The sequence below is a fragment of the Streptomyces tatrensis genome (assembly GCF_049310065.1).
Lineage (GTDB): Bacteria > Actinomycetota > Actinomycetes > Streptomycetales > Streptomycetaceae > Streptomyces.
Genome location: NZ_JBMDLB010000007.1, coordinates 312,772 through 335,049, shown reverse-complemented (window position 1 = coordinate 335,049; position 22,278 = coordinate 312,772). Strand labels below are relative to the sequence as shown.

Here is a 22,278-nt window from a genome sequence, read left to right as displayed (position 1 = left end):
TGCGGTCCCTGCGACCCGTCAGGCGTTGACGCAGGTGTTGCCGAACGCGGGGTTGAGCAGACCGATCACGCTGACCGAGTTCCCGCACGCGTTGATCGGGATGTGGATGGGGATCTGGATCAGGTTGCCCGAGCCGACCCCCGGGGAGTAGGCGGCGAGGCCCTGGGCTCCGGCGTCGGCCGAGGCCACCGAGGCCCCGCCTACGAGAAGGGCACCCGAAGCGAGGGCGAGTGCGGCACTCTTGAGGACACGCGACACGACAGATCTCCTTGCTGGCTGTGCGGCGGCGGATTCCGGGGCTCGGCCCCGTCACCCACCGCGCGGCGGGCCCTGGAGCGGACCCGCAGCCCTCCTTCGGCCCGGACCCCCGGAGCGGTTTGGTCCCGGGGTGCCGGTTCCCCCGAACGGATGCCCTTTCGCGTGTATGTCGGCCAATCCGCGCGCGGGCCGGCTCCGAAGACAGGGTGAGACAGCAAGGACCCGGCGCGCACCGCGACCTCGGTGGACGGGGAACAGGTGCGCCTGCCACGAAGGATCGTTCATGCGATGGATGGACCGGCGAGCACCACTCGCGGCCCCGGCGTGCCCGCCCGGGCCCGGCCGTGCACGGGGGGCGCTCAGGTGAACCCCGAGAAGCTGCGCTTCCCCGGACCGGGCCCGGGCAGCGGCCCCGGCACCGGCACCGGCACCGGCACCGGACCCGGATCGGCCGCGGCCGAACTCGCCGACCTGATGGCGCGCGCCGCGCAGGGAGACCAGGACGCGTTCTCCGCGCTGTACGACGCCGTGGCCGGAACCGTCTTCGGCATCGCCGTCAAGGTGGTGCGCGACCGCGCACAGTCGGAGGAGGTCGCCCAGGAGGCGATGATCGACGTGTGGCGCCAGGCCGCCCGCTACCGCCCCGACCAGGGGAGCGTCATGGCCTGGGTGGCCACCATCGCCCACCGCCGCGCCGTGGACCGCGTCCGCTCCGCCCAGGCCTCGGCCACCCGCGAGCACGACGTGGGCGTACGCGGCCAGGAACGGCCCTTCGACGAGGTGAGCGAGCAGGTGGAGACCCGGCTCGAACGCGATCAGGTCAAACGCTGCCTGCGCCGGCTGACCGAGCTCCAGCGCCAGGCCGTCACCCTCGCCTACTACCAGGGGCTCACCTACCGTGAGGTCGCCGAGACCCTCCAGACTCCTCTTCCCACGATCAAGACCCGGATGCGCGACGGACTGATCCGCCTGCGCGACTGCATGGGGGTGACCACGTGAAGCACGACGAAGAACTGCACACCCTCACCGCGGCCTACGTACTGGACGCGCTCGGTCCGGGTGAACAGGAGGCCTTCTCCCGGCACTTGACCCGCTGCGCGCCGTGCTCCGGGGACGTGGCGGAGTTCTCCGCCACGGCCGGCAGACTGGCCTCCGCGGTGGCCCTCGTGCCCCCGCCGCAGCTGAAGGCGGAGGTCCTCGCCCGCATCGAGACCGTCCGCCAGCTCCCCCCGAGGGTCGGCGTCCGCCGGGCGGCCGGATTCCTGGACCGGCTCCCGCGCAAGGCCGGCGCCTTCGTCGTCGCCGCTTCCCTTGTCGGGGCCGCCCTCTTCGGCGGCGCCGCACTCTACGAGAGCGGACAGGCGGACCGGGCCCGGACCGAGGCCCGGCAGGCCGAGGCGCGCAGCCAGGAGCTGCGGGCCGTGGTCACGGCCCCGGACGCCCGTACCGTCCACGGCCGCACCAGCGGCGGAGCCGCGGCAACGGTGATCACCTCCGCGGCCCGGGACCGGGCGGTGTTCCTCGCCGACCGGCTGCCGCCCCCCGGGGAGGGCCGCACGTACCAGCTCTGGCTCGCCGACGGCGGCACGATGCGCCCCGCCGGCTTCCTCGCCGGCGACGGGGCGGCCGTGCTGGACGGCGACCTCGGCAGGGCCACGGCGGTCGGCCTGACGCTGGAGCCCGCCGGGGGATCGGCGCAGCCGACGACCAGCCCCCTGATCCTGCTGGCCCTCCCGGCGTAGGGCGCGGGGCGGACGGCGTACCCGGGCGGGTGGCCCGGAGCGAAGGCTCCGGCCACCCGCCCGCCGGTCTTACGGGTCGGCGGGGGTCACGCGGCAGCCGGCTCGCGGGCCATCCGTGCAGCGCTGCCGCGTTCGTGTCGGGGATCGCGACAGGCCGCGCCCACCATGCCGAGCTCGTCGAGGGCGTACGCGAGCTCGCGCAGCGCCGCGTCCACGTGCGGCAGCGGCAGCGCGGCAAAGGCCAGGAAGCGCCCGGGCCGGCCGGCGACCAGCTCGGCGTATGACTCGTTCACCGCCCGGGCCGGCTCCACCGCGTCGGCCTCCCGGGGCAGGTGCGGCGACTGCGGGGGTACGGAGAGCACCTGCGCGGAGATGCCCGTCCGGTCCATGAGGGCGAGCCGGTGGTCGAGGTCGGCCGGCGTGGCGTCCGCACCGATCCCGCGCTGGGTGCCCGTGTCGGTCCGGCCCAGCCGCTCCAGCCGGTCCAGGTAGGCGGGGGTCCACAGATGGGCGTGCACGTCGATCCGCGAGCCCCGCGCCGTGCCGGTGTGCGCACCCTTCGATGGAACGCCCTGCGCGCGGCACGGGCCAATCGGGGGACGCAGCACCACAGTGGACAAGGCTGACTTTGCAGCCGACGTGATAATTCCCCTCGATCATTGCTTCCAGTGCTATCGCTACGCGCCAACTTTGCTCTCGTGACAACCAGGAGCGGGAGCGCGCCCGTACGCGCCGCGATCTATGCCCGGATCTCGCAGGACCGCACCGGTGACGCCCTCGGGGTCGAGAGGCAGGAGGCGGAGTGCCGGACGCTGTGCGAGCGTCTCGGCTTCGAAGTAGGTGGGGTCTTCCGGGACAACGACCTCAGCGCGACGAAGAGGGGGGTTGCACGTCCAGGCTTCGAGGCATTGCTGGTGAGTCGGCCGGAGGCGATCGTGGTGTGGCACACAGACCGGCTCGTCCGAGTGACTCGGGACCTTGAGCGGGTCATTGGACTCGGTGCGAACGTGCATGCGCTGCATGCGGGTCATCTCGACCTGTCCACTCCTGCCGGTCGAGCCGTTGCTCGGACGGTCACGGCATGGACCCAGTACGAGGGCGAACAGAAGGCGCTGCGGCAGGTCGCCGCCAATGTTCAAGCCGCTCAGCTGGGGAAGCCCTACACGGCCGGGATCCGGCCGTTCGGGTATGCAGCCGATCACCTCACGATCGTGCAGAAGGAGGCAGAGGCCATCCAGCGGGGCGCGCGGTTGATCGTCGACGGAGAGTCGCTGTCGGCCGTCGCGCGCGTCTGGAACGACGCTGGTCTCATCTCCCCGCGGAGCAGGGCGCAGACCACGAAGGCGGAAGGGTGGACCCTGCGAGGGGTGAAGCAGGTCCTCACTTCTCCGAGGTACATCGGCCAGCGCACCTACCGGGGCGAAGTCATGGGCAGGGCCAACTGGCCCGCCATTCTTGACGAAGCCACTCATGACGCGCTTCTCGCCATCCTGAACGACCCGAAGCGGTTCTCGGGCGGAGCGCGTACCGGGAGGACGCCTCAGACGCTTCTGTCCGGTATTGCCCTCTGTGGCGTCTGCGGGGAGACCGTATCCGCTAGGGGCTACCGGGGCGCGAAGGTCTACGGGTGCCGTCAGACCCACACGCGGACACCCCGCGAAATCGCCGAGGAGCGGGCGACCACGGCCACGTTGGAGCGCTTGAACTCGCCTGACTTCGCGCTGCCCATCCGTCAGGCGCGTGCGAGTCATGGCGAGGCCTCCGGACAGCTGCACGCCGAGGCTCAGAGCCTTCGGGAACGTCTCGACGGATTGGCCGTGGCCTACGCCGAGGGGCACATCACGCTGTCACAGATGACCGCAGGATCAGATGCCGTCAAGGCCAAGTTGGAGGAGGCCGAGGCCAAGATGTCCAGGGTGACCGGCCTGCCTCTCATCGATCCGGTCCATGGTCTCCCTGGCCTGATCGCGGACTGGGCCTGCACTCCGTTGCCCGTACGTCGTGCCTGGGTGCAGTTCGTCACGGCGGTCACGCTCAACCCGGCCCAAGGGCGACACGCCTTGAAGATGGCGAGCGAGGACCACGTCTCGGTCCAATGGAAGTACGTGTCCTCGGGCCTTGACACCTGACGATGGGCAGCCCGGGGACCGCCGTTCCGGTGTCCCGTACCGTCGTCGTCACGGTACGGGACACCGGGCTGGCGGGCCCGCCCGTACCCGCTCAGCGGGCCGTCCCGGCGCCCTTCCCCGCGACCGTGTTGCTCGTGACCGTGCCGTCGGCGCCGGCCAGGGTCACCGCGTGGCGGACCCCGTCGGAGCCGAGGACCACGACGCGCCAGGCGCTCCCGCCGCCCTCCTGGGCGACCACGCGCAGGGCTTCGGCCTTGCCGCCGGGCACGGCGGCCTCCGCCTTCTCCAGGGCCTGGGCCGCCGGCAGTGCGGGCAGCGGGACGGGGGAGCGGTCGGGCCCGTCCACGGCGACCCCGTCCTCGCCGTCCGGCAGTCCCGGCCGCACCGCACCGTCCGGCGGGAAGACCCCCCGCTCGCCCTTCTGACCCCGCAGGCCGGGCTTCCCGGGCTCGCCCGGCTTCCCGGGGCGAGCGGGAAGCGGAGCCTCCATCTCGCCGCCCCCCTCCCGCACGACGTCGAACCGGTCCCACATCCGCTCCGCGCGCGTGCGGCGGACGTCGTGGTCGTGGTCCGCCACGGCCACCACCGCGCCTCCCGCGCCGGCGGAGGCCACGACCACGAGCCCGAGCGCGACCCAGCGCCCCCGGCCCTCACGGGCGAACCGGGTCAAGCGGGCCATCCGGGCGCCGCGCCCCGCCGCCTTGCCGGCCGGGTCGCCGCCGCCCTCGCCGGCGCCATCCCCGCCGCCCTCGACGGGAACAGTGGCCGGGGGGTACTCGGGCGGCTGCGGACTGGACTGAGTCATGTGGATGCTCCTCGCGTTCTCCGGGCGACGTGCCCGGCTCGGCCGATCCTGCGAGCAGGATGCTGAAGCCCCGCTGAAGCGAGCTGAAGAACCCTTCAGCAAGCCGGCGGCGCGACCTGAGAACCTTGCCCCATGCGCGTACTGGTGGTCGAGGACGAGCGGCGGCTGGCCGCCGCCCTGCAACGTGGTCTGCGGGCCGAGGGCTTCACTGTGGACACGGCACACGACGGCCCGCAAGGCCTGTGGATGGCCGGGGAGCACGAATACGACGCCATCGTGCTCGACATCATGCTGCCCGGCCTCAACGGCTACCGGGTCTGCGCCCGGCTGCGCGCGGCCGGCTGCGAGTCCGGCATCCTCATGCTCACCGCCAAGGACGGCGAGTACGACGAGGCCGAGGCCCTGGACACCGGCGCCGACGACTTCCTCTCCAAGCCCTTCTCCTACGTGGTCCTCGTCGCCCGGCTGCGGGCGCTGATCCGGCGCACCGGCCGCCGCAGCCCGCAGGTCATGGAGTTCGGCGACCTCCTCGTCGACCCGGCCCGGCAGCGCTGCACGCGCGGGGGTGTCGAAGCCCGGCTGACCGCGCGCGAGTTCGCCGTCCTGGTGCACCTGGCCCGCCGGGCCGGCGAGGTCGTACCCAAACGGGACATCCTCGAGCACGTCTGGGACGCCGCCTACGAAGGGGACCTCAACGTCGTCGAGGTCCATGTCAGCGCCCTGCGCCGGAAGATAGACGCGCCCTTCGGCCGGGCCGCGGTGGAGACCGTCCGGGGCGCCGGCTACCGGCTGGCGGCCGACGGTGGCTGAGCCCGACCGGTCCCGCGACCCCCACGAGGCCCGCGCCTCCCACGAGCCCTGCGATTCCCGCGACGTCTGCGACTCCCACGACGCCGACAACTCTGGCAAGCCCTACCAGCCGTACGACCTCTACGCGCCCCACGAGGACCGGGACCGCTCCCGCGCGGCGGCGTACCGTCCGCGCGAGCTCGCGCACCGGCTGCGCCGGGCCGCCTCCCGGCTCCGTCCGAGGTCCGTCCGCGCCCAGGCCACCCTCGGCGCGTCGGCCGTGGTGGCCCTGGCCCTCGCGGTGGCCTCCTTCGCCCTGCTCGGGGCGCTGGAGACCAACCTGACCATGAGCGCCCAGGAGGATGCCGAACACCAGGCCGCCAAGGTGGCCGCGCTGGCGGCCACCGGGGAGCTGGACCGCGTACCGCCCCCGGGCCGCGGGACCGGCTTCTTCCAGGTCGTCGACGCGCGGGGCCGCGTCCTCGCGGCCAGCCCCAACCTCCGCGGCCGCCCCGCCCTCGTCCCCGAACCACCCGTCGCACCCGGCACGGTCCGCGACACCTGGAAGGGCGGCCGGGTCCGCGAGGAACACCGCCAGCGCGTCGTGCAGGTCACCACCGTCACCGCGCAGGGCCTGGTCACCGTCTACGCCGGGACCTCGCTCCGGGACGCCGACACCGCCGACGCGACCATCATGGCGGTGCTGGCCGTCGTGGTCCCGCTGCTCGTCCTGGTCGTGGCCCTGATCACCTGGCGGGTCACCGGCTGGGCCCTGCGCCCCGTCGAGGCGATCCGCGCCGAGATGGCCGAGATCGGCGACCGCGAACTGCACCGCCGGGTGCCCGTTCCGCCCACCCGGGACGAGGTGGCCCGGCTGGCCGTCACCATGAACGCCACCCTGGACCGGCTGGAGGCCGCCGGCATCCGCCAGCGCCGCTTCATCGCGGACGCCTCGCACGAACTGCGCAGCCCCATCACGGTGCTGCGCACCCAGCTGGAAGTCGCGCAGGCCCACCCCGATCCCGAACTGTGGGGCGAACTGGTCAGCGGCGCGCTGGAGGACACCGTACGGCTCCAGGACCTGGCGGCCGACCTGCTCCTGCTGGCCCGCCTCGACACCTCGGAGCCGCCGCCGGCCACCGCCGTCGACCTCACGGAGGTGGTCCGCGAAGCGGTCCGTACGCGCCGGGGCGCCCGCGTCCCCGTGCACGCCGACATCGCCCCCGGGATCGCGGTCCGCGGCAGCACGATCTGGCTGTCGCGGCTCGTCACCAACCTGCTGGACAACGCCGGCCGCCACGCCGAGCGGAACGTCACCCTCGTCCTGCGCATGGACGAGCCCCGTGGCGAGGCCGTCCTGGAGGTCGGCGACGACGGAGCGGGCATCGCGCCCGCCGACCGCGAGCAGGTCTTCGAACGCTTCACCCGGCTCGACGACGCCCGCGCCCGCGACGAGGGCGGCACCGGCCTGGGCCTGGCCATCGCCCGCGACATCGCCCTGCGCCTCGGCGGCACGCTCGCCGTCCGGGACTCCCCGAAGGGGGCCCGCCTGGTCGCCACGCTCCCGCTGGGCCCCTGACGCGGCCCGGAAACCCGGCGCCGCCCGCTCAGCACACCGGCCGGCGTCCCGCGTCCCGCGCGGCCTCCTCCTCCGCCGCGACGGGCGAGGGCAGCCCCGGCACCGGCTCGGGCGGGGTCACCAGCAGGCCCGTACTGCCCGGGGGGTCGAGGAGCGGGACGGGCTTCACCGTCACCCGGCCCGTGGAGACGGCCTCCAGGGTGCCCAGGGCCGCGACGTACGCCGGGAAGCTGTCCGTGTCCCGCCGGTGGCGGGCGGGCTCCCGGTAGTCGCCGAGGGCCGGGTAGCCGTCCTGCCCGGTGAGCGTGTACGAGGTGGTCACCACCCGGTACGAGGTCTCCGGCCGCAGCGGGACTCCGTCGATGACCACGGCGCCCGGCGCCACCCGGCCCCCGACGGGCCCCGCCGCGTCGAAGGAGTACCGGACGTTGTCCGACACCGCGAGCGGGGCGTACGTCAGCACGCCGGAGCCGTCCAGCGCCCACTGCTGCTCCAGGGCCTCGAGGAGCCGGCGCCCGCTCACCTCGGCACTGACCAGGGGGCATCCGTAGCCGACGGCCCGCCAGGCCCGGTCGAAGCCCACCGGGTCGTCCAGGGCGGGACCGGCGAGCAGATCGGTGTTGATCACGCTGCGGCCCATGCGCGGGGATACCGCGATGAGCGCCAGGTCGGCGCCGGACCGGGCCGGCCGGGGACTGGTGTCGAAGGAGTCGGGCGCCTGACGGGCGGCCCACAGCGCCCAGTCGGCGACGAGATTGCCCATGGTGGACTCCCCGGCCGGGGAGAGCCGGCGGTGGAACGAGGCGCGCTGGCGACCGATGACTCCCGCCCCGCGCCGCTGCGCGTAGCCGGCCCAGTGGGTGACGACCTCCGCCAGCACCGGATCGGGGTCCACGTCGCGGGTGTTGGGGTGGTTGACGGAGCTGGTGAGCGCACGGACCACCGTACCGGTGTCCGCGTCGAGCCGCAGGGTGACCTCGCCGATGAGCTGGCCGTGGCAGCCGGCCTCGACGAAGGGCCGCGGCCGTCCGTCGGGCCCCGGGAGCATCATGTTGAAGGCGCAGTGCCAGTGCCCGGTGACGATCGCGTCGATGTCCGCGGACACGCGCAGCGCCAGCTCGTACGCCGGACCGCTGGGTTCGCTGCCGGAATCGAAGTCGCTGCCCGCCACCGCACCGTCGTGCATGCTCAGCACGATGGCGCCCACCCCGAGCGCCTTGAGCCGGGCGGCGCAGAGGTTGGCGGCGGCAAGCTGGTCGAGGGTGGTCAGGCCGGGCTGGAAGGAGTTCCCGAAACCCTCGGTGCCGACGACCGTCAGGTGGATGAACCCGATGGGCAGCCGCCGCCCGCCCGGTGCGTCCACCCACTCGATGTTGTACGGCGGGAGCACCGTCTCCCCGCTCGCCGCGGACACGGCATTGGCGCTGTAGTAGCGGAAGTCGGCGCCATGGAAGGGGGCGCCGCTCGAGTCCGGGAAGGCGTTGGTCAGTCCCGCCCCGTCGTAGGGAACCCCCTCCTCCATGTGCCGGCGCAGGAATCCGGGCGTGCGGTCGAACTCGTGGTTCCCGGCGGTCGCGAAGTCCAGACCGAGCCGGTTCAGCGCCTCGATGGTCGGCTCGTCGGCGAGGGTGAAGGCGGGGTACTCCCAGCCGGAGAAGAGGTCGCCCGGCGCGAAGAAGAAGGAGTTGGCCCGGCCTGCCCGCAACCGGGCCAGATGGGTGGCCATGTAGGCGACCCCGCCCACCGCGTACGTACGGCCGCCCGCGCCGGTGATGAGGGAATCCCGGGCCGGGGGAGCGGACAGGTAGCCGTGCAGGTCGGTGATGTGCAGCAGCTGTACGTCCACGTACCCGGCCGCGCTCGCGGCGTCGGACGCCGCGCCGGTGGCGGCCGCCGCGGTACCGGTGAGCGCCTTGACCCCGACGGCCCCGGCGACACCCGCGGCCCGGGCCAGGAACCGGCGCCGCCCGAACTCTTCCACCAGCGCCCCCGATTCCACCGGCGGGCCAACTCCCGCCCGCTCGGCAGCAGTCTGTGCCCGACCGGTGACCGTCCGTGGCAGGGCGTCCGTCACCGTGGCGAAATTCCGGGAAACTTCACCCTCTCGACGAACGGCCCGCTTCCGGCGGCTGCGAAGCGGCGTAGCGGGCCAGGAAGAGGTCGACTCCGGAGGTGACCACGCGGGTCAGCTCCGCCGGGTCCGTCCCGGTGCCGGGGAAGAAGGCGTGCGTCAGTTGCGGGACGCCGGCGGTCGCGGCAAGGAGCTGCCGGACGGCGAGCACGGGGTCCGGGAGGTCGAGCCTTCCGCGTCGGGCGAGTTCGGTGCAGGCCTCGACGAGGGGCTTGTCGTACGTGTCGTACGCGAGCCCGTACCAGAGCCGGCCGAGCTGCGGGAAACGGCCGGTCTCGCCGATCACCAGGCGGCACAGCGCCATGAAGTCGGGGCGCAGCAGGAGCGCGGCCCGGTCGCCGGTGCAGGCGATCAGGGCGGCGCGCAGGTCGGCGGCCTCCGTGAGGGCGGAGCCGTCGGGTTCGAGGCCGGCGCAGGTCTCGCGCAGCATGCCGCCGACGACGGCGAGGAACAGCCGTTCCTTGGTGCCGAAGTGCTTGTAGACCGTCGCTTTGGAGACCCCGGAACGGCTGGTGATGGCGTCCATGGAGGCGCCCGCGTACCCCTCGGCGAGGAACTCCGCGGCGGCCGCGGCGGTGATCGCCCGGCGCTTGCGCCGGACCGCCTCGGAGGAAGCGGGGATGGCGGGGAGGACCGGGATGCCGAATGCGTCGGTGGCGTTCGCCGTCTCGGCTTCCATGGGGGAGTCCTTCGTACCTGCGGGGGCGGGCATGGGCGGCGGTGGCGGCGGTGGTGCGTACCGGGGCCAGTGTAGGAACTGAACCGTTCGGCACGGCACGGCACGGCCTGCCGGGCTCTGCCCTGCGCACCCGCCGCGCGGGTCAGCCCTGCGCGGCTCTGCCGTTCTTGATGGCCTCGGTGACGTCGGCCGTGTCGGCGGCCGGCGGGGCGACGATGTCCTTCGCCACGCCGAAGGACAGGAAGTCCATCCTGACGACGGAGTCCCCGAAGGTCTGGTTCAGACGCGAGGGCATCCCCTTGTCGTCGACCCAGACGTCCGAGACGAGCTCGGTCGCACTTCCGCCGCCCACCGCGGAGAGCAGCGCCTTGGTGTCGCCCAGTTTGTCCACCGGGATGACGGCGCGGTAATGGACGGAGCTCTTGCCGTTGACGTCCTCCCGGCCGATCTCCGTGACGTTCTTGGCCCACTTGAGCGACTTCAGCGCGGCCGTCGGGTCGCTGTTCCCCGCGTTCATCCCGGCGGCGCCCTGCTCGCCGAGCACGGCCGAGGCCTCGACCTTCAGCCAGGTCTTGCCCGCGAAGGGGCCGCTCGGCGCCGGATCGATGCCGTAGTAGTACGCCCCCTGGACGAGCCGGTACGTGACCGTGCCGTCGGACACGTGGTCCTCCAGCTGGAGGGCCTCGGCCGGCATCTCGGCCTCCATCGCGAGGCCGTTGCCCCACGAGTAAGTGCCGTTCACCTGGACCGGCTTGCCGCCCGTGCTGGGCATCGTCACGCTCATCTCGACCTTGGCCGAGCCCGCCTTGGAGGCCTCGTCGGAGGCCTTCGTGAGCGTCGCGACCAGCGACTCGGCCGAGTCCACCGCCTGCTTGCCCACGGAGGAACCGGCCGTACAGCCGCTCAGGCCGGCCGTCATGATCACGGCCGCCGCGATGCTCGCGGTGACTGTTCCTGCCTTCATTCCCACCCCTTGGTCACTTGCCGGCCCTGTCCCCCCGGGCCGGACCTCATCGTCACACGCTCGCACGAAGCCCCGACCGGCAGGCTCAGGAAACTTACGGGCACCCGTCCGAGCAGCCTGTATATCCTGCCCGGCATGCTGCGACTCGAACGCCTGCGGGCCGATCACGAGGGTGCCCTGCTGGCCTTCGAACGGGACAACCGGGCGTACTTCGCCCGCTCCGTACCGGACCGCGGGGACGCGTACTTCGCGGAGTTCGCCGCCCGCCACCGCGCCCTGCTCGAGGAACAGGACACGGGCGCGTGCCGGTTCCACCTCGTGGTGGACACCGCCGGAGAGCTGATCGGACGCGTCAACCTGGTGGACCTCGCGGACGGCGCCGCCGACCTCGGCTACCGGATCGGCGAACGGGCCGCGGGCCGCGGCGCGGCCACCGCCGCCGTCCGGGAGGTCTGCCGGCTCGCCGCCACGGAGTACGGGCTCGGCATCATCACCGCGTCCGCGGCCCTGGACAACGCGGCCTCGACGGCGGTGCTCCGGCGGACCGGATTCACGGTCGTGGGGGAGACCGTCCTGGACGGCGCCCCCGGGCTGACCTACCGGCGGGAACTGACCCCGGAAGGCTGACCGGGCCCGGCCACACCTCGTCACACCACCCCGTCCCACCAGGCCCCGTCCCGTCCCGCCCCGCCCGAACGGGGCGGCAGCCCCCGCCCTGGTGCGTACGGGTGACGGTCCGACAGCGATGCGTCACCCCATCGGTGGCCCCGGCGCGCGCGCACGGCGTTGATCACCGAGTGTGTTGATCACCGGCAGCGCGCGCTGCCCGTCGGCCCCCGCACTGAGGAGTCCCCGGCCCCATGGCTGTCGCCGCCGTCCTCTCCGTCTTATGCGCCGCCATCATCGCGATGGGCGCCGCGAAACTCGGCCACTACGCGGCCCGCAACCGCGAGATGCCGGACGCGGGCCCCGTCCAGGAGCCGGCCGTCGAGTGGCCCAGGATGCGCGAGGGCGAGACCGGCGAGGAGACCTGGGCCACGGCCCACGGGCTCTGCCAACCGGCAGCCACGGCCCCGGCGCAGACCCCGCCGGAGGCCGTCGACGACGCGCGGGACGCGGTCAACCGGCTGCTCGCGGAGCGCCGGGTCCGGGTGGCGGACAGCCAGGGCGGGCTGTCGCGCGGCGCCGCATGGCGTTCGTGACCGCGCACGGCATCGGAGACACCCCGCTCCCCGCTCCCGCTCCTGCTTACTCTCCCTCCACGTAAGGGTTCCCCATGTCCCGTCCCGGAGTCGCCCGCGCCCTCGTCGCAGGCACCCTCCTCGGCCTGCTCCCCGCCGGCCCCGCGGCCGCGCACGCAGCCCCGTACGATCCAGATGCCGCGCGGCCGGCTCCGTACGTCGCCCCCGAGCGGGTGCGCCGCGAGATCAGCGCGGACGAGCGGCGGAACCTGGGCGAGGACCACGCCGAGGAGCACGCCCGTACCCGCATCGCGCTGCGGGACGCCGCCGACTACCCCGACACCACCCGCCGCGCCCGCCTGAAGGCCCTCACCGAGTCGCAGGCCGAGGCCAACGCCGGTCTGGCGCCGGAGAAGTACGGACTGTTCAAGGAGTACTTCGACTCCCCGGACTTCGCCGCCCACATCGCGCTGCTGCCCACCGGCAAGGTGCTGCTCTTCTCCTTCGAGCGGATCGAGACCAACCCCACCAAGGAACCCGCCCCCACCAACATCATCGGCGCCACGAACGCCGGTCGCGCCTTCCTCTGGGATCCGGCCAAGGGCACCGGGGCGGCCGCGTTCACCAAGGTCACCCCGCCGGTGGTCGACATGCCCGACGGCACCGACTCGCCGCGCCCCGCACCGTTCTTCTGCTCCGGGCACTCCTTCCTGCCCAACGGCATGCTCGGCGTCTTCGGCGGGAACCTGGGCTCCAACGGAGGCAGCGGTGCCAAGCTCTCACTGGTCTTCGACCCGTGGACGGAGAGCTGGAGCCGCAGCCAGGACATGGCCACCGGGCGCTGGTACCCCTCCGTGGTGACTGCCGCGGACGGCCGCCAGCTCATCATGTCCGGCCAGTCCGAACTGGGCTGGGGCACCCCGACCCCGCTCGTGGAGCGCTTCCCCGCCCTCGGGTACCCCGTACCCCGGGAGAAGACGGACGTCCCGCGCGACGCCCCGGTCGGGCCGTTCAAGGCGAAGGCCCCCTTCACCCGCGACTACCCCCACCTCTTCTCGCTCCGCGACGGCCTGGTCTACGGGCTCGGCCGGGTCCACGACGAACAGTGGGCCTTCGACCCCGTCCGCGAGTCCCGCACCGACCTGCCGCCCCGGCCCGACGGCAGCTCCCGGACGTACGGGGGAGCCGTGCCGCTGCCCGGCGGGTACGAGGGCCCGGACGCGGCCCTGATCATCGGCGGGGACCGCACCGACCCGAACACGTACAAGCTGTCCGGGGGCCGCTGGACCGTCGACAAGCCCCGGGCCTTCGGCCGCACCCAGGACAACACCCTGCTGATGCCGAACGGAACGCTGCTGACAACGAGCGGCGGATACGACATCCGCGACTACGGGAACGGGGTCCTGAACCCCAACGCCGACCTGAAGTACCGGCAGTTCGAGATGCGCGACGGCCGGGGGAACTGGAAGCTCGGCCCCGCCCAGCGGCTTCCCCGCGGTTACCACTCCAATGCCGTCGTCCTGCCCGACGGCAGGGTCATGGTCACCGGGGACGAGCTCCAGCAGCTCGCCAACGACGCCGACATCACCGACGAGATGAACGGCACCATCGAGATCTACGAGCCCTCCTACCTCCACCAGGGAGCCCGGCCCGCCCTCGACGAGGCGCCCGCGGGCCCGGTCGGCCACGACACCCGCTTCGCGGTCACCACGAGCACCCCCGAGCGGGTCGAGCGGGCCGTCCTGCTGGCGCCCACCACCGCCACGCACGCGGTCAACACCAGCCAGCGCCACGTGGAACTGCGCATCAAGCGGCGTGCGGGCGACGCCCTCACCCTGCAGGCCCCGCCGAACGCGGCCGCCGCCCCGCCCGGCTACTACATGCTCTTCCTCCTCGACGCCAAGGGAGTGCCCAGCGTCGCCCAGTGGATCAAGCTCGACTCCGGGGCGCCGGCCGCGCCGCCGCGCTGAACCCGGCGGTTCTCCCCTTCTGTTCGAGTCCGCCAGTGGTGTCCTCCACTCGATTCCCCGCATGCGATTCCGCTCTCCCTCCTCCCCGTCCCCACCGCCACTTGGAGCACGCCGATGGCGCTCGACCCGTCGCCGCCCCCGGGCTGCCCCCACACCGGATCCGACGGCGGACCTGCCCGCGGACCCGCCCGCAGGACCGTGGTCCGGGCGGCGGCCCTCGCCGCCGCCGGAGTCACCGCGGGCCTCGCGCCCACGGCGTGGGCCGCCGAGGCCCCGGCCCGTCCGGCGGCGGCGGGCCCGGCCGTGGAGCCCGCGCGCAGGGGCACCGACCCCGCGCCCCTTCCGCTGCGCACCGACCGCGACTCCCAGGGCGACATCCTCGCCGGGTTCCGCAAGGACCACGCCTGCTTCCTCTTCCTCCGCTTCCGCGACGCCGACAAGGCCCGGCACTGGCTGACCGGCCTGCTGCCCTCCCTCTCCACCACCGAGGAAGTGGCCCGCTTCAACCGGGCCTTCAGCAGGGCCCGCCGACGCAGCGGCGGCATCGACCCCGATTCCATGGCCACCCTGTGGACCGGGCTGAGCCTGACGCATCCGGGACTGCTCCTGTTCGCGGGCAAGGAGCCCTTCCCGGCGACCCCGGCGGGCTCCAGCGCCGAGGCCTTCACCCAGGGCTCCGCCGCCCGCGCGCAGCAGCTCGGCGACACCGGAACCAGCGCCCCGCAGTCCTGGCTCTTCGGCTCGGAGGAGCCCGGCCGCGTGGTGCACGCCGTCCTCACGCTCGCCGCCGACCAGCCCGAACGCCTGGCCACCGCCGTCGCCGAACACCGCGCGGGGGCGGCCAGGGCCGACGCGACGGTCCTGTTCCGCCAGGACGGGGCCACCCTCCCCGGCGAGCTCCGCGGGCACGAGCACTTCGGCTTCCTCGACTGCATCAGCCAGCCCGGAGTACGGGGCTTCGACGAGCCCGACCCGGCCGACCCCACCGGCGTGCTCGGCAAGCCCGGAACCCGGCTGATCCCCGCCGGCGAGTTCGTCGTCGGCGCCGAGCGGGTGGGCGAGCGCCCCACGGGCCTGCCCGCCTGGGCCACCGGCGGCGCCTTCCAGGTCGTACGCCGCATCGCGCAGGACGTGCCCGGCTGGTGGACCCAGGTCGCCCTGCGCCTCGCGGAACTCCAGCGCTCCGGCGCCGCGCCCGCCGACGCCGGCCGGGAATGGCTCGGAGCCCGCCTGATGGGCCGCTGGCCCGGCGGGATGCCGGTCTCCCTGTGCCCCGCGGCGGAGCAACTGCCCGTGCCGGGCGAGCACCCCGACGCCAAGCTCGACTACAGCCAGGACCCGCAGGGCTGGCAGATGCCCCTGTTCGCGCACATCCGCAAGGGGAACCCGCGCGGCGGCCTCTTCCTCACCCCGGGCCGTCCCCCCGTGGCCCAGGCGGAGCTCGACGCCCGGCGCCTGATGCGGCGCGGAATCCCGTACGGCCCCGTCTACCAGCCCGAACTGGGCGGGGAGCACGGTCCGGAGACCTCGCGCGGACTGGTCTTCGTCTGCCACCAGTCCGACCTGGTGGGGCAGTTCGAGCTGGTGATGCGCAAGTGGGTGAACGAACCCGACTTCCCGGCCGGCCGCAACCCGCGCACCGGCTGCGACCCGGTGCTCGGCCCCGACTCGCCCATCGCCTTCGAGACCCCCTCCGCCGACGGCACCGGCAGCCGGGCCAAAACCCTCCACTTCGGCCGGTTCGTGCGCACCGAGGGCTCCGTGTACGCCTTCAGCCCCTCCCTGCCCGTCCTGCGGGCCCTGGCCAAGGGGGAACTCGACGACTCCATCGAGTTCCACACCGGCTCCGTACTCCGCCTTGGCGAGAGCCTCGACGCCGGAACGTTCCGGCTGTCCCTCGACAGCACCGGCGACCTCGCCCTGCTCGACTCCGAGGGCCGCCGTACGTGGCACACCGACACCGCGGGCTCCGGCCACGACGCCGTCCTCACCCCAGACGGCGAACTGCTCGTGCGCAAGGCCGACGGCAGCCCGGCCTGGTCCAGCGCGACCACCGGCAACCCCGGCGCGCGCCTGCTGCTGCGCCCCGCCGGAGAGCTGGTGATCCTGGCCGGAGACCGGGTGCTGTGGAAGGCGTCCGCCTCGTAGGGTGGCGGCATGGCGATCACGGCACCAGTGACAGGCGACACCAGACTGATCTACGGCTGCATGGCTCTCGGCGGGAGCTGGGAGCCCGGCCCGTACCAGGCCGAGGACATCGACGCGGCCGAGGCGGTGATCGAGGCCGCCCTCGACAGCGGCATCACGATGTTCGACCACGCCGACATCTACCGGCACGGGAAGGCGGAGGCCGTCTTCGGCGAGGTGCTCGCCCGCACCCCCGGCCTGCGCGAGCGCATCACGCTGCAGACCAAGTGCGGCATCCGGCTCGCCGAAGGCGATCGCCCCGGGATCTACGACCTCCGGGGCGCGAGCATCCTGCGCCGCGTCGAGGAGAGCCTCACGCGGCTGCGCACCGATGTCATCGACGTCCTGCTCCTGCACCGGCCCGACCCCCTGGCCGACCCGGCGGACATCGCCGAGGTGCTCACCTCACTGCACCGCCAGGGCCTCGTGAGGCAGTTCGGCGTGTCCAACATGAACGCCGCGCAATGCGCCGCCCTGCAACGCCACCTCGATGTCCCCCTCGTCGCCAACCAGCTGGAGATGAGCCTGCGGCGGCGGGACTGGCTGGAGGACGGGGTCCTCGTGAACACCCCGGCCGCGGCCGCCGTCGGCTTCCCGGCCGGCACCGTCGAGTACTGCACGGCCAACGGAGTCCGCCTCCAGGCCTACGGGGCGCTGGCCCAGGGCCGCTACACCGGGCTGGAGGCGAGCGTCGGGGAGCGCGTGACCGCCGAGCAGCTGCGCGCCCTGGCCAAGGCCAAGGACACGACACCGGAGACGATCCTGCTGTGGTGGCTGCAACGCCACCCGGCCCGGATCGCCCCCGTCATCGGCACCGGCCGCCCCGACCGCATCCGGGCCTGCCGCGACGCCGCCCTGCGCGCCCCGGACCTCGGCCACGAGGAGTGGTACTCCCTGTGGCTCACGGCCCGGGGCGGGCCGCTTCCCTAGCCTCCGGAAGAGACGGCCTAGCCCGGCGAGCCGACCGCGCACACCAGGATCGGGGTGGCCCGGCGCGGGTCGAGGGCGTTGCGGACCAGGTGCCAGACGTTGAGGTCGTAGGCCTCGCCGATGTGGCCCACCGGGTCGAAGGGGCAGAAGTCCTGCACGTACTGGTTCTTGACCCCCGGCTCGCGGACGAACGCCGTCTCGGTCGGGGTCACCAGCTCGTCGTAGCGCGAGGTGATGATGGTGTACGCGATCCCGGGCTGGGCCACCGGGCCGTCGTTCAGCGCCAGGATCGCGGGACCGCCGGGCACCTCGTCGGCGAGCACCGGAATGCCGATGGTGGTCACGATCTTCTCCATCGCCGCCCGGCCAATCAGCTTGTCGCCCAGGTCCAGCAGCCCGGCGGCGTTCGTGCCGTGGGTCGGGGGAGCGATGGCCACGACCGCCTTGATGTGGGGCTGGATGCCCTGCATCTTGGCGAGGTAGAGGGCCTGGAGCCCGCCCTCGGAGTGACCGACGACCGACACCTTGGCGGCGCCGGTCGCGCCGCGCACCTTCTCCACGTACTCCTTGATCTCCAGGTTCGAGACGGCCACCGGCTTGAGGCCTCCGACCAGCGGGAAGCCGTCGTAGGCGCCGTAGGTCAGGGCGAAGGTGCAGTAGCCGCGGGCGGCGAGGTCGAGCTGGAGGAAGTTGAGGTCCTCGTACCAGGTGGCGAAGGTGCCGTGGAGCAGCACCACGGGCTCGGGGTGCGCGGCGCTCGGCCGGCAGGAGAAGTCGTTGACCCCGCCACCCGTGACGCCCTCGGTGGCGGCGTGCGCCGGGAAGTCGGCGCCGAGCAGGAGGGCCAGCGGGAGAGCGGCTCTGGCGAGCAGGGTGCGGGTGCGCGACGCACGGGTACGGGGGGCCATACGACATCTCCTGACGGGGGGTCGTGCACGGGGCGGACTGCACAGAATGCTCCGGCGCGCGGCCGGTGTCCCCTGGCGGTACGCGCAGAAAGCTTCCTCCCGCGTTTGTGCACGGTGACAATGCCGGGATGGACGACGCGGGCGGGGCGGCAGGTGCGGCAAGCACGGTGAGCGCGGCGGGTGCGGTGCCGGGCGGCGCGGAACGCGGGGTGCCGGACGGGGAGTACGCGGCCGCGCCGGGGCTCGCCGCCGCGCTGCTGCCCCGGATTCCGGAGATGGCGGCCGAGACCGTCGCCCGGCTGACCGCCGACATCCCCGCCTACCGGCTGCTGCCCGACAGCGTCCTCGGCGGAGACCTCGTCGCGAACACCGAAGCCGTGCTGAAGCTGTTCTTCACCACCGTCGCCGAAGGACGGGCACCCACCGAGGCCGAACTGGCCGCCCCCGTCGCCTGGGGCGCCGAGCGGGCCCGGGACGGGGTCCCCCTGGAGGCGGTGCTACGGGTCTACCCGCTCGGCGCCCGCCGGGCCTGGGAGCTCGCCGCGGCCGGCCCCGAACCCGTCGCCGACCCGTACGCCCTGGTCACGGGACTGCTGGCGTTCCTCGGCGAGGTCATGCCCAAGGTCGCCGAGGCCTACCTGCGCGAACAGGCCGACCTCGACTGGGAACAGCGCGAACACGGCCGCAACCTCGCCGGGGTGCTGCTCGCCGGCCGCCCGGCCCGGCGCGCGGCCGAACGGTACGGACGCACCCTCGCGGAACGGTACGAGGTGGTCGTGCTCCGCCTCCCCGAGGCGCCCGGCGGCGCGACGAACCGTATCCTGCGCGCCCTGCGCTCCGAACTGGACGGCAATCCGGAGGTGTTGGCCGCCTTCAAGGGCGAAGGCGGTGTCCTGCTGGTCCCGCTCGCCCCGGACGGGACGGATGCGCCGGACGGCGCGACCCGGCGGCTGCTCGCCCGCCTCGACACGGCGGCCGAACTGCGGTGCACGGCGGCGGCCGCCGTCGCCGAGGACCACGCATCGATTCCCCGGGCCCAGGCGGAGGCCTCCGAAGTGCTTTCCCTGGCCGAGGACTTGGGGCGCCCGCCGGGCCTCTACCGACTGGCCGACCTCGCCGTCGAGTACCAGCTCGTGCAGCCCGGCCCCGCCCGCGACGCCCTGGCCCGGGTCCTGGCACCCCTTGATGGCCAGCCCCATCTGCTCACCACACTGCGGGAGTTCATCGCGGCCGGCTACCGGCGGGCCGAGGCCGCCGAAGCCCTCACCGTCCACCGCAACACCCTGACCTACCGCCTGGGCCGCATCCGGCTGCTCACCGGCCACGACGCCACCGACCCCACCGGCGCCCGCCACCTCGCGGCCGCCCTCACGGCGTACGGTGCGGCCCACCGAAGCGGTTCCTGAGGGGTACTCCGCGAGCGGCCGGCCGGCCGGTGCTTCAGAGGACCGGCGGCCGTCCGGCGGCCGTCAGCCGCATCACCGTGCGCCAGCGCATGGGGCGCCGTACCTGCTCGTGCCGGGACGCCCACCCTTCGCGCAGGCCCTGGAGCGAGTCCCGCAGTCCGCCGCCGCGCAGTCCGCGCAGGGCCGTGACGGCAGTCCAGATGCCGAGGTACGCCGGGATGAGGGGCGCGGGGAGGTTGCGGTAGGCGAGCCAGACGCGGTTGCGGGCGGCCAGCCGGTGGAAGAGCGCGTGCCGGGTGGGGCTGGTGACCGGGTGGTGCATCCGGACGTCCGCCGCGTACCAGCCGGTGCCGCCCTGCTCCCACAGCCGGTACGCGAGGTCGATGCCCTCGTGGTACAGGAAGAAGTCGGGCCAGCCACCCGCCGCGTCGAAGGCGTCCCGGCGGACCATGACCACGCCCTCCGTCATGGTGGCGATGATGCCGGGCCGCCCCGCGTCACCGGCGCGCAGCCGGGGTACCCAACGGCGCGGAGTCGTGGTGTCGTCGGGCCCGGTCAGCCGCGGCTGGACGTACGCGGCCTCCGGGCGCCGGCGGGCTTCGGCCACCAGCCGGGACAGGACGTCGGGCCGGGGGAAGCAGGCGTCGTTGTCGAGGAAGAAGAGGAACTCGCTGCCCGTGTCCCGCAGGGCGAGCGCGCCGCGGTTGCGGCCCTCCGGGATGCCGAGGTTCTCCGGGAGGGCGACGACCGTGGCACCGTCCACCGAGAGCCCGGGGACGCAGCCGTTGCCGACGACGACGATGCGCAGGTCGACGTCCTGCTGCGCCAGGAGCGTCCGCACGGCCGCCGCCTCCTCGTCGGGACGGTCGTTCATCGTCAGCAGGACGACGTCGATGCCGGTCGCGGCGGGGGAGGGGGAGCTGGGCGAGGGGGAGGTGTGAGAGGAGGAGGCGGGCACGGACCGGATGCTATCGGAGCCGCCGCGCCCGCCCCCGCAGGGAAGCCGCGGGCCCGGCAAGATCCGAAAGAGACGGCCTAGGTGAGGGGGAGGAGCCGGGACGGCCCGTGCGCCGACGCGGGCGCGGAGGCGGGCGACGCGAGCGGGGAGTCGGAGTCGCCGCCCAGCGCGCTGCCGGCCAGCCAGGCGTCCCAGCTGAGGTTCCAGTCCCCGAACCCGTTGGCGAACGGGGCCATCGGCTCACCGCCGCTGTTCACCACCGACACCACGTCCCCCTCCCGTACCGTGTCGAAGAACCAGGCCGCGTCGGCCGTGCTCATGCCCGTGCAGCCGTGGCTGACGTTCTCCTCGCCCTGCGCGTCGACCGACCAGGGCGCGGCGTGCACGTACTCCCCGCTCCACGTCACCCGGGTCGCGTAGAAGACGGGCAGGTCGTAGAACTCGCTCGTACCGCGCTTGATGCCCACGCTGTCCCCGCGCATCCGCACCTTGCGCTCCTTGCCGAGCACGACCTTGATGCCGGTGCGCGTCAGGAATCCCGCCTTGCCGGTGGTCACCGGGATGGTCCGCACGGTCCTGCCGTTGCGCCGTACGGTCATCTCGTGCGCGGCGGCGTCGGTGAGCGCCTCGATCCGGTCCCCGATGGCGAACCGCAGGGGCTCCGAGGGGCCGCCGTACTGCCGTTCCCCGACCTCGACCCCGTCGAGACCGCTCACCACGTGCACCACGGCGTGGGCGGGCCAGTAGGTGCGGGGCCGGTAGTGCAGGGTCGATTCATCGACCCAGTGCCAGGCCCCCTCGACCGCGGGTTCCGAGGTGACCTGCAGGGCCCGCTCCAGCCGGGCCCGTGCGGCCGGGTCGGTGGCGGGGACGGGGTGGCTCAGGGAGGCCGTCACGATCTGCCCCGCCCCGTACGTGCCGGGCCGCGGCCCGAACTCGGCGGTGAGCCGGTCCTCCTGCGCCGCGGGCGCGGTCCGGAACGCCATGGTCACGCCGACCGGGGTACCCGCCGCATCCTGGGCGCCGACCCGGACGGTGTAGGTCTCCCCGGCCCGCAAGGGCTCGGTGTTGGCCCAGTGGTGGCCCCGGGCGCCCAGGGCGCCGCCCACGTGGCGGCCGTGACCGTCGTGGACGGTGACGTAGGTGAGGAGCCCCGGTCCCGCGAGGGCGATCTCCAGGGGGCCCGCCGCGTCGGTGGGCAGGACGACCGTGTGCGCCGCCGCCCGGGACGCCCCGGCGCCGCGGGACGAGGGATCGCGCACGACGGAGCCGGCTCCGCTGGAGGTGGCCCGGACCACTTGCCGCTCCAGCCCGCTGCACAGCCCGGCCCGGAAGGCGTCCATCGCGCACCGCCGGCCCGCGCCGTCCAGCACCCGGCCGACCAGCAGCTCGACGGAGCCGGCGTGTTCGGCGCCGGACTGCCCTCCGTCTCCGGGCCGAGACGCCGACTGCGGCGCGGCGGCGACGACGAAGACCACTCCGGCCACCGCCCCGGCCACGCTCCACGTCCTGCTCCGTCGCCGGAGTCCTCCACGGTGTGTCGATGACAGCATGCGCGCCACGCAGCCCTCCCAGATCGCCTTCGGCCGGATGGCAGCATCAAAACGATTTCCGGGCAGCCTGATGATCATGAACTCGGCCCGTGGGGCCGAATGGGCACCG

General features: G+C 73.8%; 20 protein-coding genes. 11 read left to right on the top strand and 9 right to left on the bottom strand.

The genetic code is table 11. The features are described 5' to 3' along the window. Positions 1–18: 18 nt before the first annotated feature. Positions 19–258 (bottom strand): chaplin, encoded by a 240-nt coding sequence (locus ACODT5_RS05270; protein WP_422518014.1) that lies wholly within the window; start codon positions 256–258, stop codon positions 19–21. 378 nt (positions 259–636) lie between these two features. Between ACODT5_RS05270 and sigK the strand changes: the two genes are divergently transcribed. Then, positions 637–1,257 (top strand): ECF RNA polymerase sigma factor SigK, encoded by a 621-nt coding sequence (gene sigK, locus ACODT5_RS05265; protein WP_422519559.1) that lies wholly within the window; start codon positions 637–639, stop codon positions 1,255–1,257. After that, complete coding sequence (locus ACODT5_RS05260; RefSeq protein WP_422518013.1) at positions 1,254–2,000, top strand: anti-sigma factor; 747 nt, start codon at positions 1,254–1,256, stop codon at positions 1,998–2,000. The genes sigK and ACODT5_RS05260 overlap by 4 nt, the downstream gene beginning before the upstream one ends. 86 nt (positions 2,001–2,086) lie before the next feature. Here the strand turns inward: ACODT5_RS05260 and ACODT5_RS05255 are convergent, their stop codons facing one another. Continuing rightward, a complete protein-coding gene (locus tag ACODT5_RS05255; protein WP_422518012.1) occupies positions 2,087–2,518 on the bottom strand; it encodes an amidohydrolase family protein in 432 nt (143 codons plus the stop codon). 180 nt (positions 2,519–2,698) lie between these two features. Between ACODT5_RS05255 and ACODT5_RS05250 the strand changes: the two genes are divergently transcribed. Next, the gene (locus ACODT5_RS05250; protein WP_422518011.1) at positions 2,699–4,129 is read left to right on the top strand and encodes a recombinase family protein; all 1,431 of its coding nucleotides are present in this window, start codon (positions 2,699–2,701) and stop codon (positions 4,127–4,129) included. A 91-nt stretch (positions 4,130–4,220) separates the two neighbouring features. On the opposite strand, the gene ACODT5_RS05245 is transcribed toward ACODT5_RS05250, so the two are convergent. Next, positions 4,221–4,934, bottom strand: coding sequence for a PepSY domain-containing protein (locus tag ACODT5_RS05245; RefSeq protein WP_422518010.1), 714 nt, complete (start codon positions 4,932–4,934; stop codon positions 4,221–4,223). A 132-nt stretch (positions 4,935–5,066) separates the two neighbouring features. Here ACODT5_RS05245 and ACODT5_RS05240 point away from each other — a divergent pair, with 132 nt between their 5' ends. After that, on the top strand, positions 5,067–5,744 hold the full coding sequence (locus tag ACODT5_RS05240; RefSeq protein WP_422518009.1) for a response regulator transcription factor: 678 nt from the start codon (positions 5,067–5,069) through the stop codon (positions 5,742–5,744). Beyond that, on the top strand, positions 5,737–7,302 hold the full coding sequence (locus ACODT5_RS05235; protein WP_422518008.1) for a sensor histidine kinase: 1,566 nt from the start codon (positions 5,737–5,739) through the stop codon (positions 7,300–7,302). Before ACODT5_RS05240 ends, ACODT5_RS05235 begins: the two co-directional genes overlap by 8 nt. A gap of 28 nt (positions 7,303–7,330) precedes the next feature. Here ACODT5_RS05235 and ACODT5_RS05230 read toward each other — a convergent pair whose 3' ends face one another. The 3 genes from ACODT5_RS05230 to ACODT5_RS05220 all read right to left on the bottom strand — a co-directional run bounded on the left by ACODT5_RS05230 (position 7,331) and on the right by ACODT5_RS05220 (position 11,076). Next, positions 7,331–9,301 (bottom strand): bifunctional metallophosphatase/5'-nucleotidase, encoded by a 1,971-nt coding sequence (locus ACODT5_RS05230; RefSeq protein ID WP_422518007.1) that lies wholly within the window; start codon positions 9,299–9,301, stop codon positions 7,331–7,333. A gap of 97 nt (positions 9,302–9,398) precedes the next feature. After that, the gene (locus ACODT5_RS05225) at positions 9,399–10,112 is read right to left on the bottom strand and encodes a TetR/AcrR family transcriptional regulator (protein ID WP_422518006.1); all 714 of its coding nucleotides are present in this window, start codon (positions 10,110–10,112) and stop codon (positions 9,399–9,401) included. 142 nt (positions 10,113–10,254) lie between these two features. Beyond that, positions 10,255–11,076 carry an SCO4651 family lipoprotein gene (locus ACODT5_RS05220; RefSeq protein ID WP_422518005.1) on the bottom strand — a complete coding sequence of 274 codons (822 nt, stop codon included), beginning with the start codon at positions 11,074–11,076 and terminating at the stop codon, positions 10,255–10,257. Positions 11,077–11,211: 135 nt separating this feature from the next. Between ACODT5_RS05220 and ACODT5_RS05215 the strand changes: the two genes are divergently transcribed. The 5 genes from ACODT5_RS05215 to ACODT5_RS05195 all read left to right on the top strand — a co-directional run bounded on the left by ACODT5_RS05215 (position 11,212) and on the right by ACODT5_RS05195 (position 17,344). Beyond that, a complete protein-coding gene (locus ACODT5_RS05215) occupies positions 11,212–11,703 on the top strand; it encodes a GNAT family N-acetyltransferase (protein ID WP_422518004.1) in 492 nt (163 codons plus the stop codon). Positions 11,704–11,936: 233 nt separating this feature from the next. Then, positions 11,937–12,278 (top strand): hypothetical protein, encoded by a 342-nt coding sequence (locus tag ACODT5_RS05210; RefSeq protein ID WP_422518003.1) that lies wholly within the window; start codon positions 11,937–11,939, stop codon positions 12,276–12,278. Between the two features lie 74 nt (positions 12,279–12,352). After that, positions 12,353–14,227 carry a galactose oxidase early set domain-containing protein gene (locus tag ACODT5_RS05205; protein ID WP_422518002.1) on the top strand — a complete coding sequence of 625 codons (1,875 nt, stop codon included), beginning with the start codon at positions 12,353–12,355 and terminating at the stop codon, positions 14,225–14,227. Between the two features lie 114 nt (positions 14,228–14,341). Continuing rightward, positions 14,342–16,375 (top strand): peroxidase, encoded by a 2,034-nt coding sequence (locus ACODT5_RS05200; RefSeq protein WP_422518001.1) that lies wholly within the window; start codon positions 14,342–14,344, stop codon positions 16,373–16,375. A gap of 9 nt (positions 16,376–16,384) precedes the next feature. Beyond that, the gene (locus ACODT5_RS05195; RefSeq protein ID WP_422518000.1) at positions 16,385–17,344 is read left to right on the top strand and encodes an aldo/keto reductase; all 960 of its coding nucleotides are present in this window, start codon (positions 16,385–16,387) and stop codon (positions 17,342–17,344) included. A gap of 17 nt (positions 17,345–17,361) precedes the next feature. Here ACODT5_RS05195 and ACODT5_RS05190 read toward each other — a convergent pair whose 3' ends face one another. Further along, positions 17,362–18,252, bottom strand: coding sequence for an esterase/lipase family protein (locus ACODT5_RS05190; protein WP_422517999.1), 891 nt, complete (start codon positions 18,250–18,252; stop codon positions 17,362–17,364). 128 nt (positions 18,253–18,380) lie between these two features. On the opposite strand from ACODT5_RS05190, the gene ACODT5_RS05185 reads away from it, so the two are divergent. Then, on the top strand, positions 18,381–19,658 hold the full coding sequence (locus ACODT5_RS05185; protein WP_422517998.1) for a PucR family transcriptional regulator: 1,278 nt from the start codon (positions 18,381–18,383) through the stop codon (positions 19,656–19,658). 34 nt (positions 19,659–19,692) lie between these two features. Here the strand turns inward: ACODT5_RS05185 and ACODT5_RS05180 are convergent, their stop codons facing one another. Both ACODT5_RS05180 and ACODT5_RS05175 read right to left on the bottom strand, forming a co-directional pair. Then, positions 19,693–20,532 carry a glycosyltransferase family 2 protein gene (locus ACODT5_RS05180; RefSeq protein WP_422519558.1) on the bottom strand — a complete coding sequence of 280 codons (840 nt, stop codon included), beginning with the start codon at positions 20,530–20,532 and terminating at the stop codon, positions 19,693–19,695. Between the two features lie 161 nt (positions 20,533–20,693). Next, positions 20,694–22,115: a L,D-transpeptidase gene (locus ACODT5_RS05175; protein ID WP_422517997.1), complete on the bottom strand. Its 1,422-nt coding sequence runs from the start codon at positions 22,113–22,115 to the stop codon at positions 20,694–20,696. Between the last annotated feature and the right edge of the window lie 163 nt (positions 22,116–22,278).

Excerpts from the sequence above, each read along its gene's own strand:
- ACODT5_RS05245 (WP_422518010.1), bottom strand. The coding sequence starts at position 4,934 with ATGACTCAGTCCAGTCCGCAGCCGCCCGAGTACCCCCCGGCCACTGTT.
- ACODT5_RS05240 (WP_422518009.1), top strand. The coding sequence starts at position 5,067 with ATGCGCGTACTGGTGGTCGAGGACGAGCGGCGGCTGGCCGCCGCCCTG.
- ACODT5_RS05225 (WP_422518006.1), bottom strand. The coding sequence starts at position 10,112 with ATGGAAGCCGAGACGGCGAACGCCACCGACGCATTCGGCATCCCGGTC.
- ACODT5_RS05220 (WP_422518005.1), bottom strand. The coding sequence starts at position 11,076 with ATGAAGGCAGGAACAGTCACCGCGAGCATCGCGGCGGCCGTGATCATG.
- ACODT5_RS05215 (WP_422518004.1), top strand. The coding sequence starts at position 11,212 with ATGCTGCGACTCGAACGCCTGCGGGCCGATCACGAGGGTGCCCTGCTG.
- ACODT5_RS05210 (WP_422518003.1), top strand. The coding sequence starts at position 11,937 with ATGGCTGTCGCCGCCGTCCTCTCCGTCTTATGCGCCGCCATCATCGCG.
- ACODT5_RS05205 (WP_422518002.1), top strand. The coding sequence starts at position 12,353 with ATGTCCCGTCCCGGAGTCGCCCGCGCCCTCGTCGCAGGCACCCTCCTC.
- ACODT5_RS05200 (WP_422518001.1), top strand. The coding sequence starts at position 14,342 with ATGGCGCTCGACCCGTCGCCGCCCCCGGGCTGCCCCCACACCGGATCC.
- ACODT5_RS05195 (WP_422518000.1), top strand. The coding sequence starts at position 16,385 with ATGGCGATCACGGCACCAGTGACAGGCGACACCAGACTGATCTACGGC.
- ACODT5_RS05190 (WP_422517999.1), bottom strand. The coding sequence starts at position 18,252 with ATGGCCCCCCGTACCCGTGCGTCGCGCACCCGCACCCTGCTCGCCAGA.
- ACODT5_RS05185 (WP_422517998.1), top strand. The coding sequence starts at position 18,381 with ATGGACGACGCGGGCGGGGCGGCAGGTGCGGCAAGCACGGTGAGCGCG.
- ACODT5_RS05180 (WP_422519558.1), bottom strand. The coding sequence starts at position 20,532 with ATGAACGACCGTCCCGACGAGGAGGCGGCGGCCGTGCGGACGCTCCTG.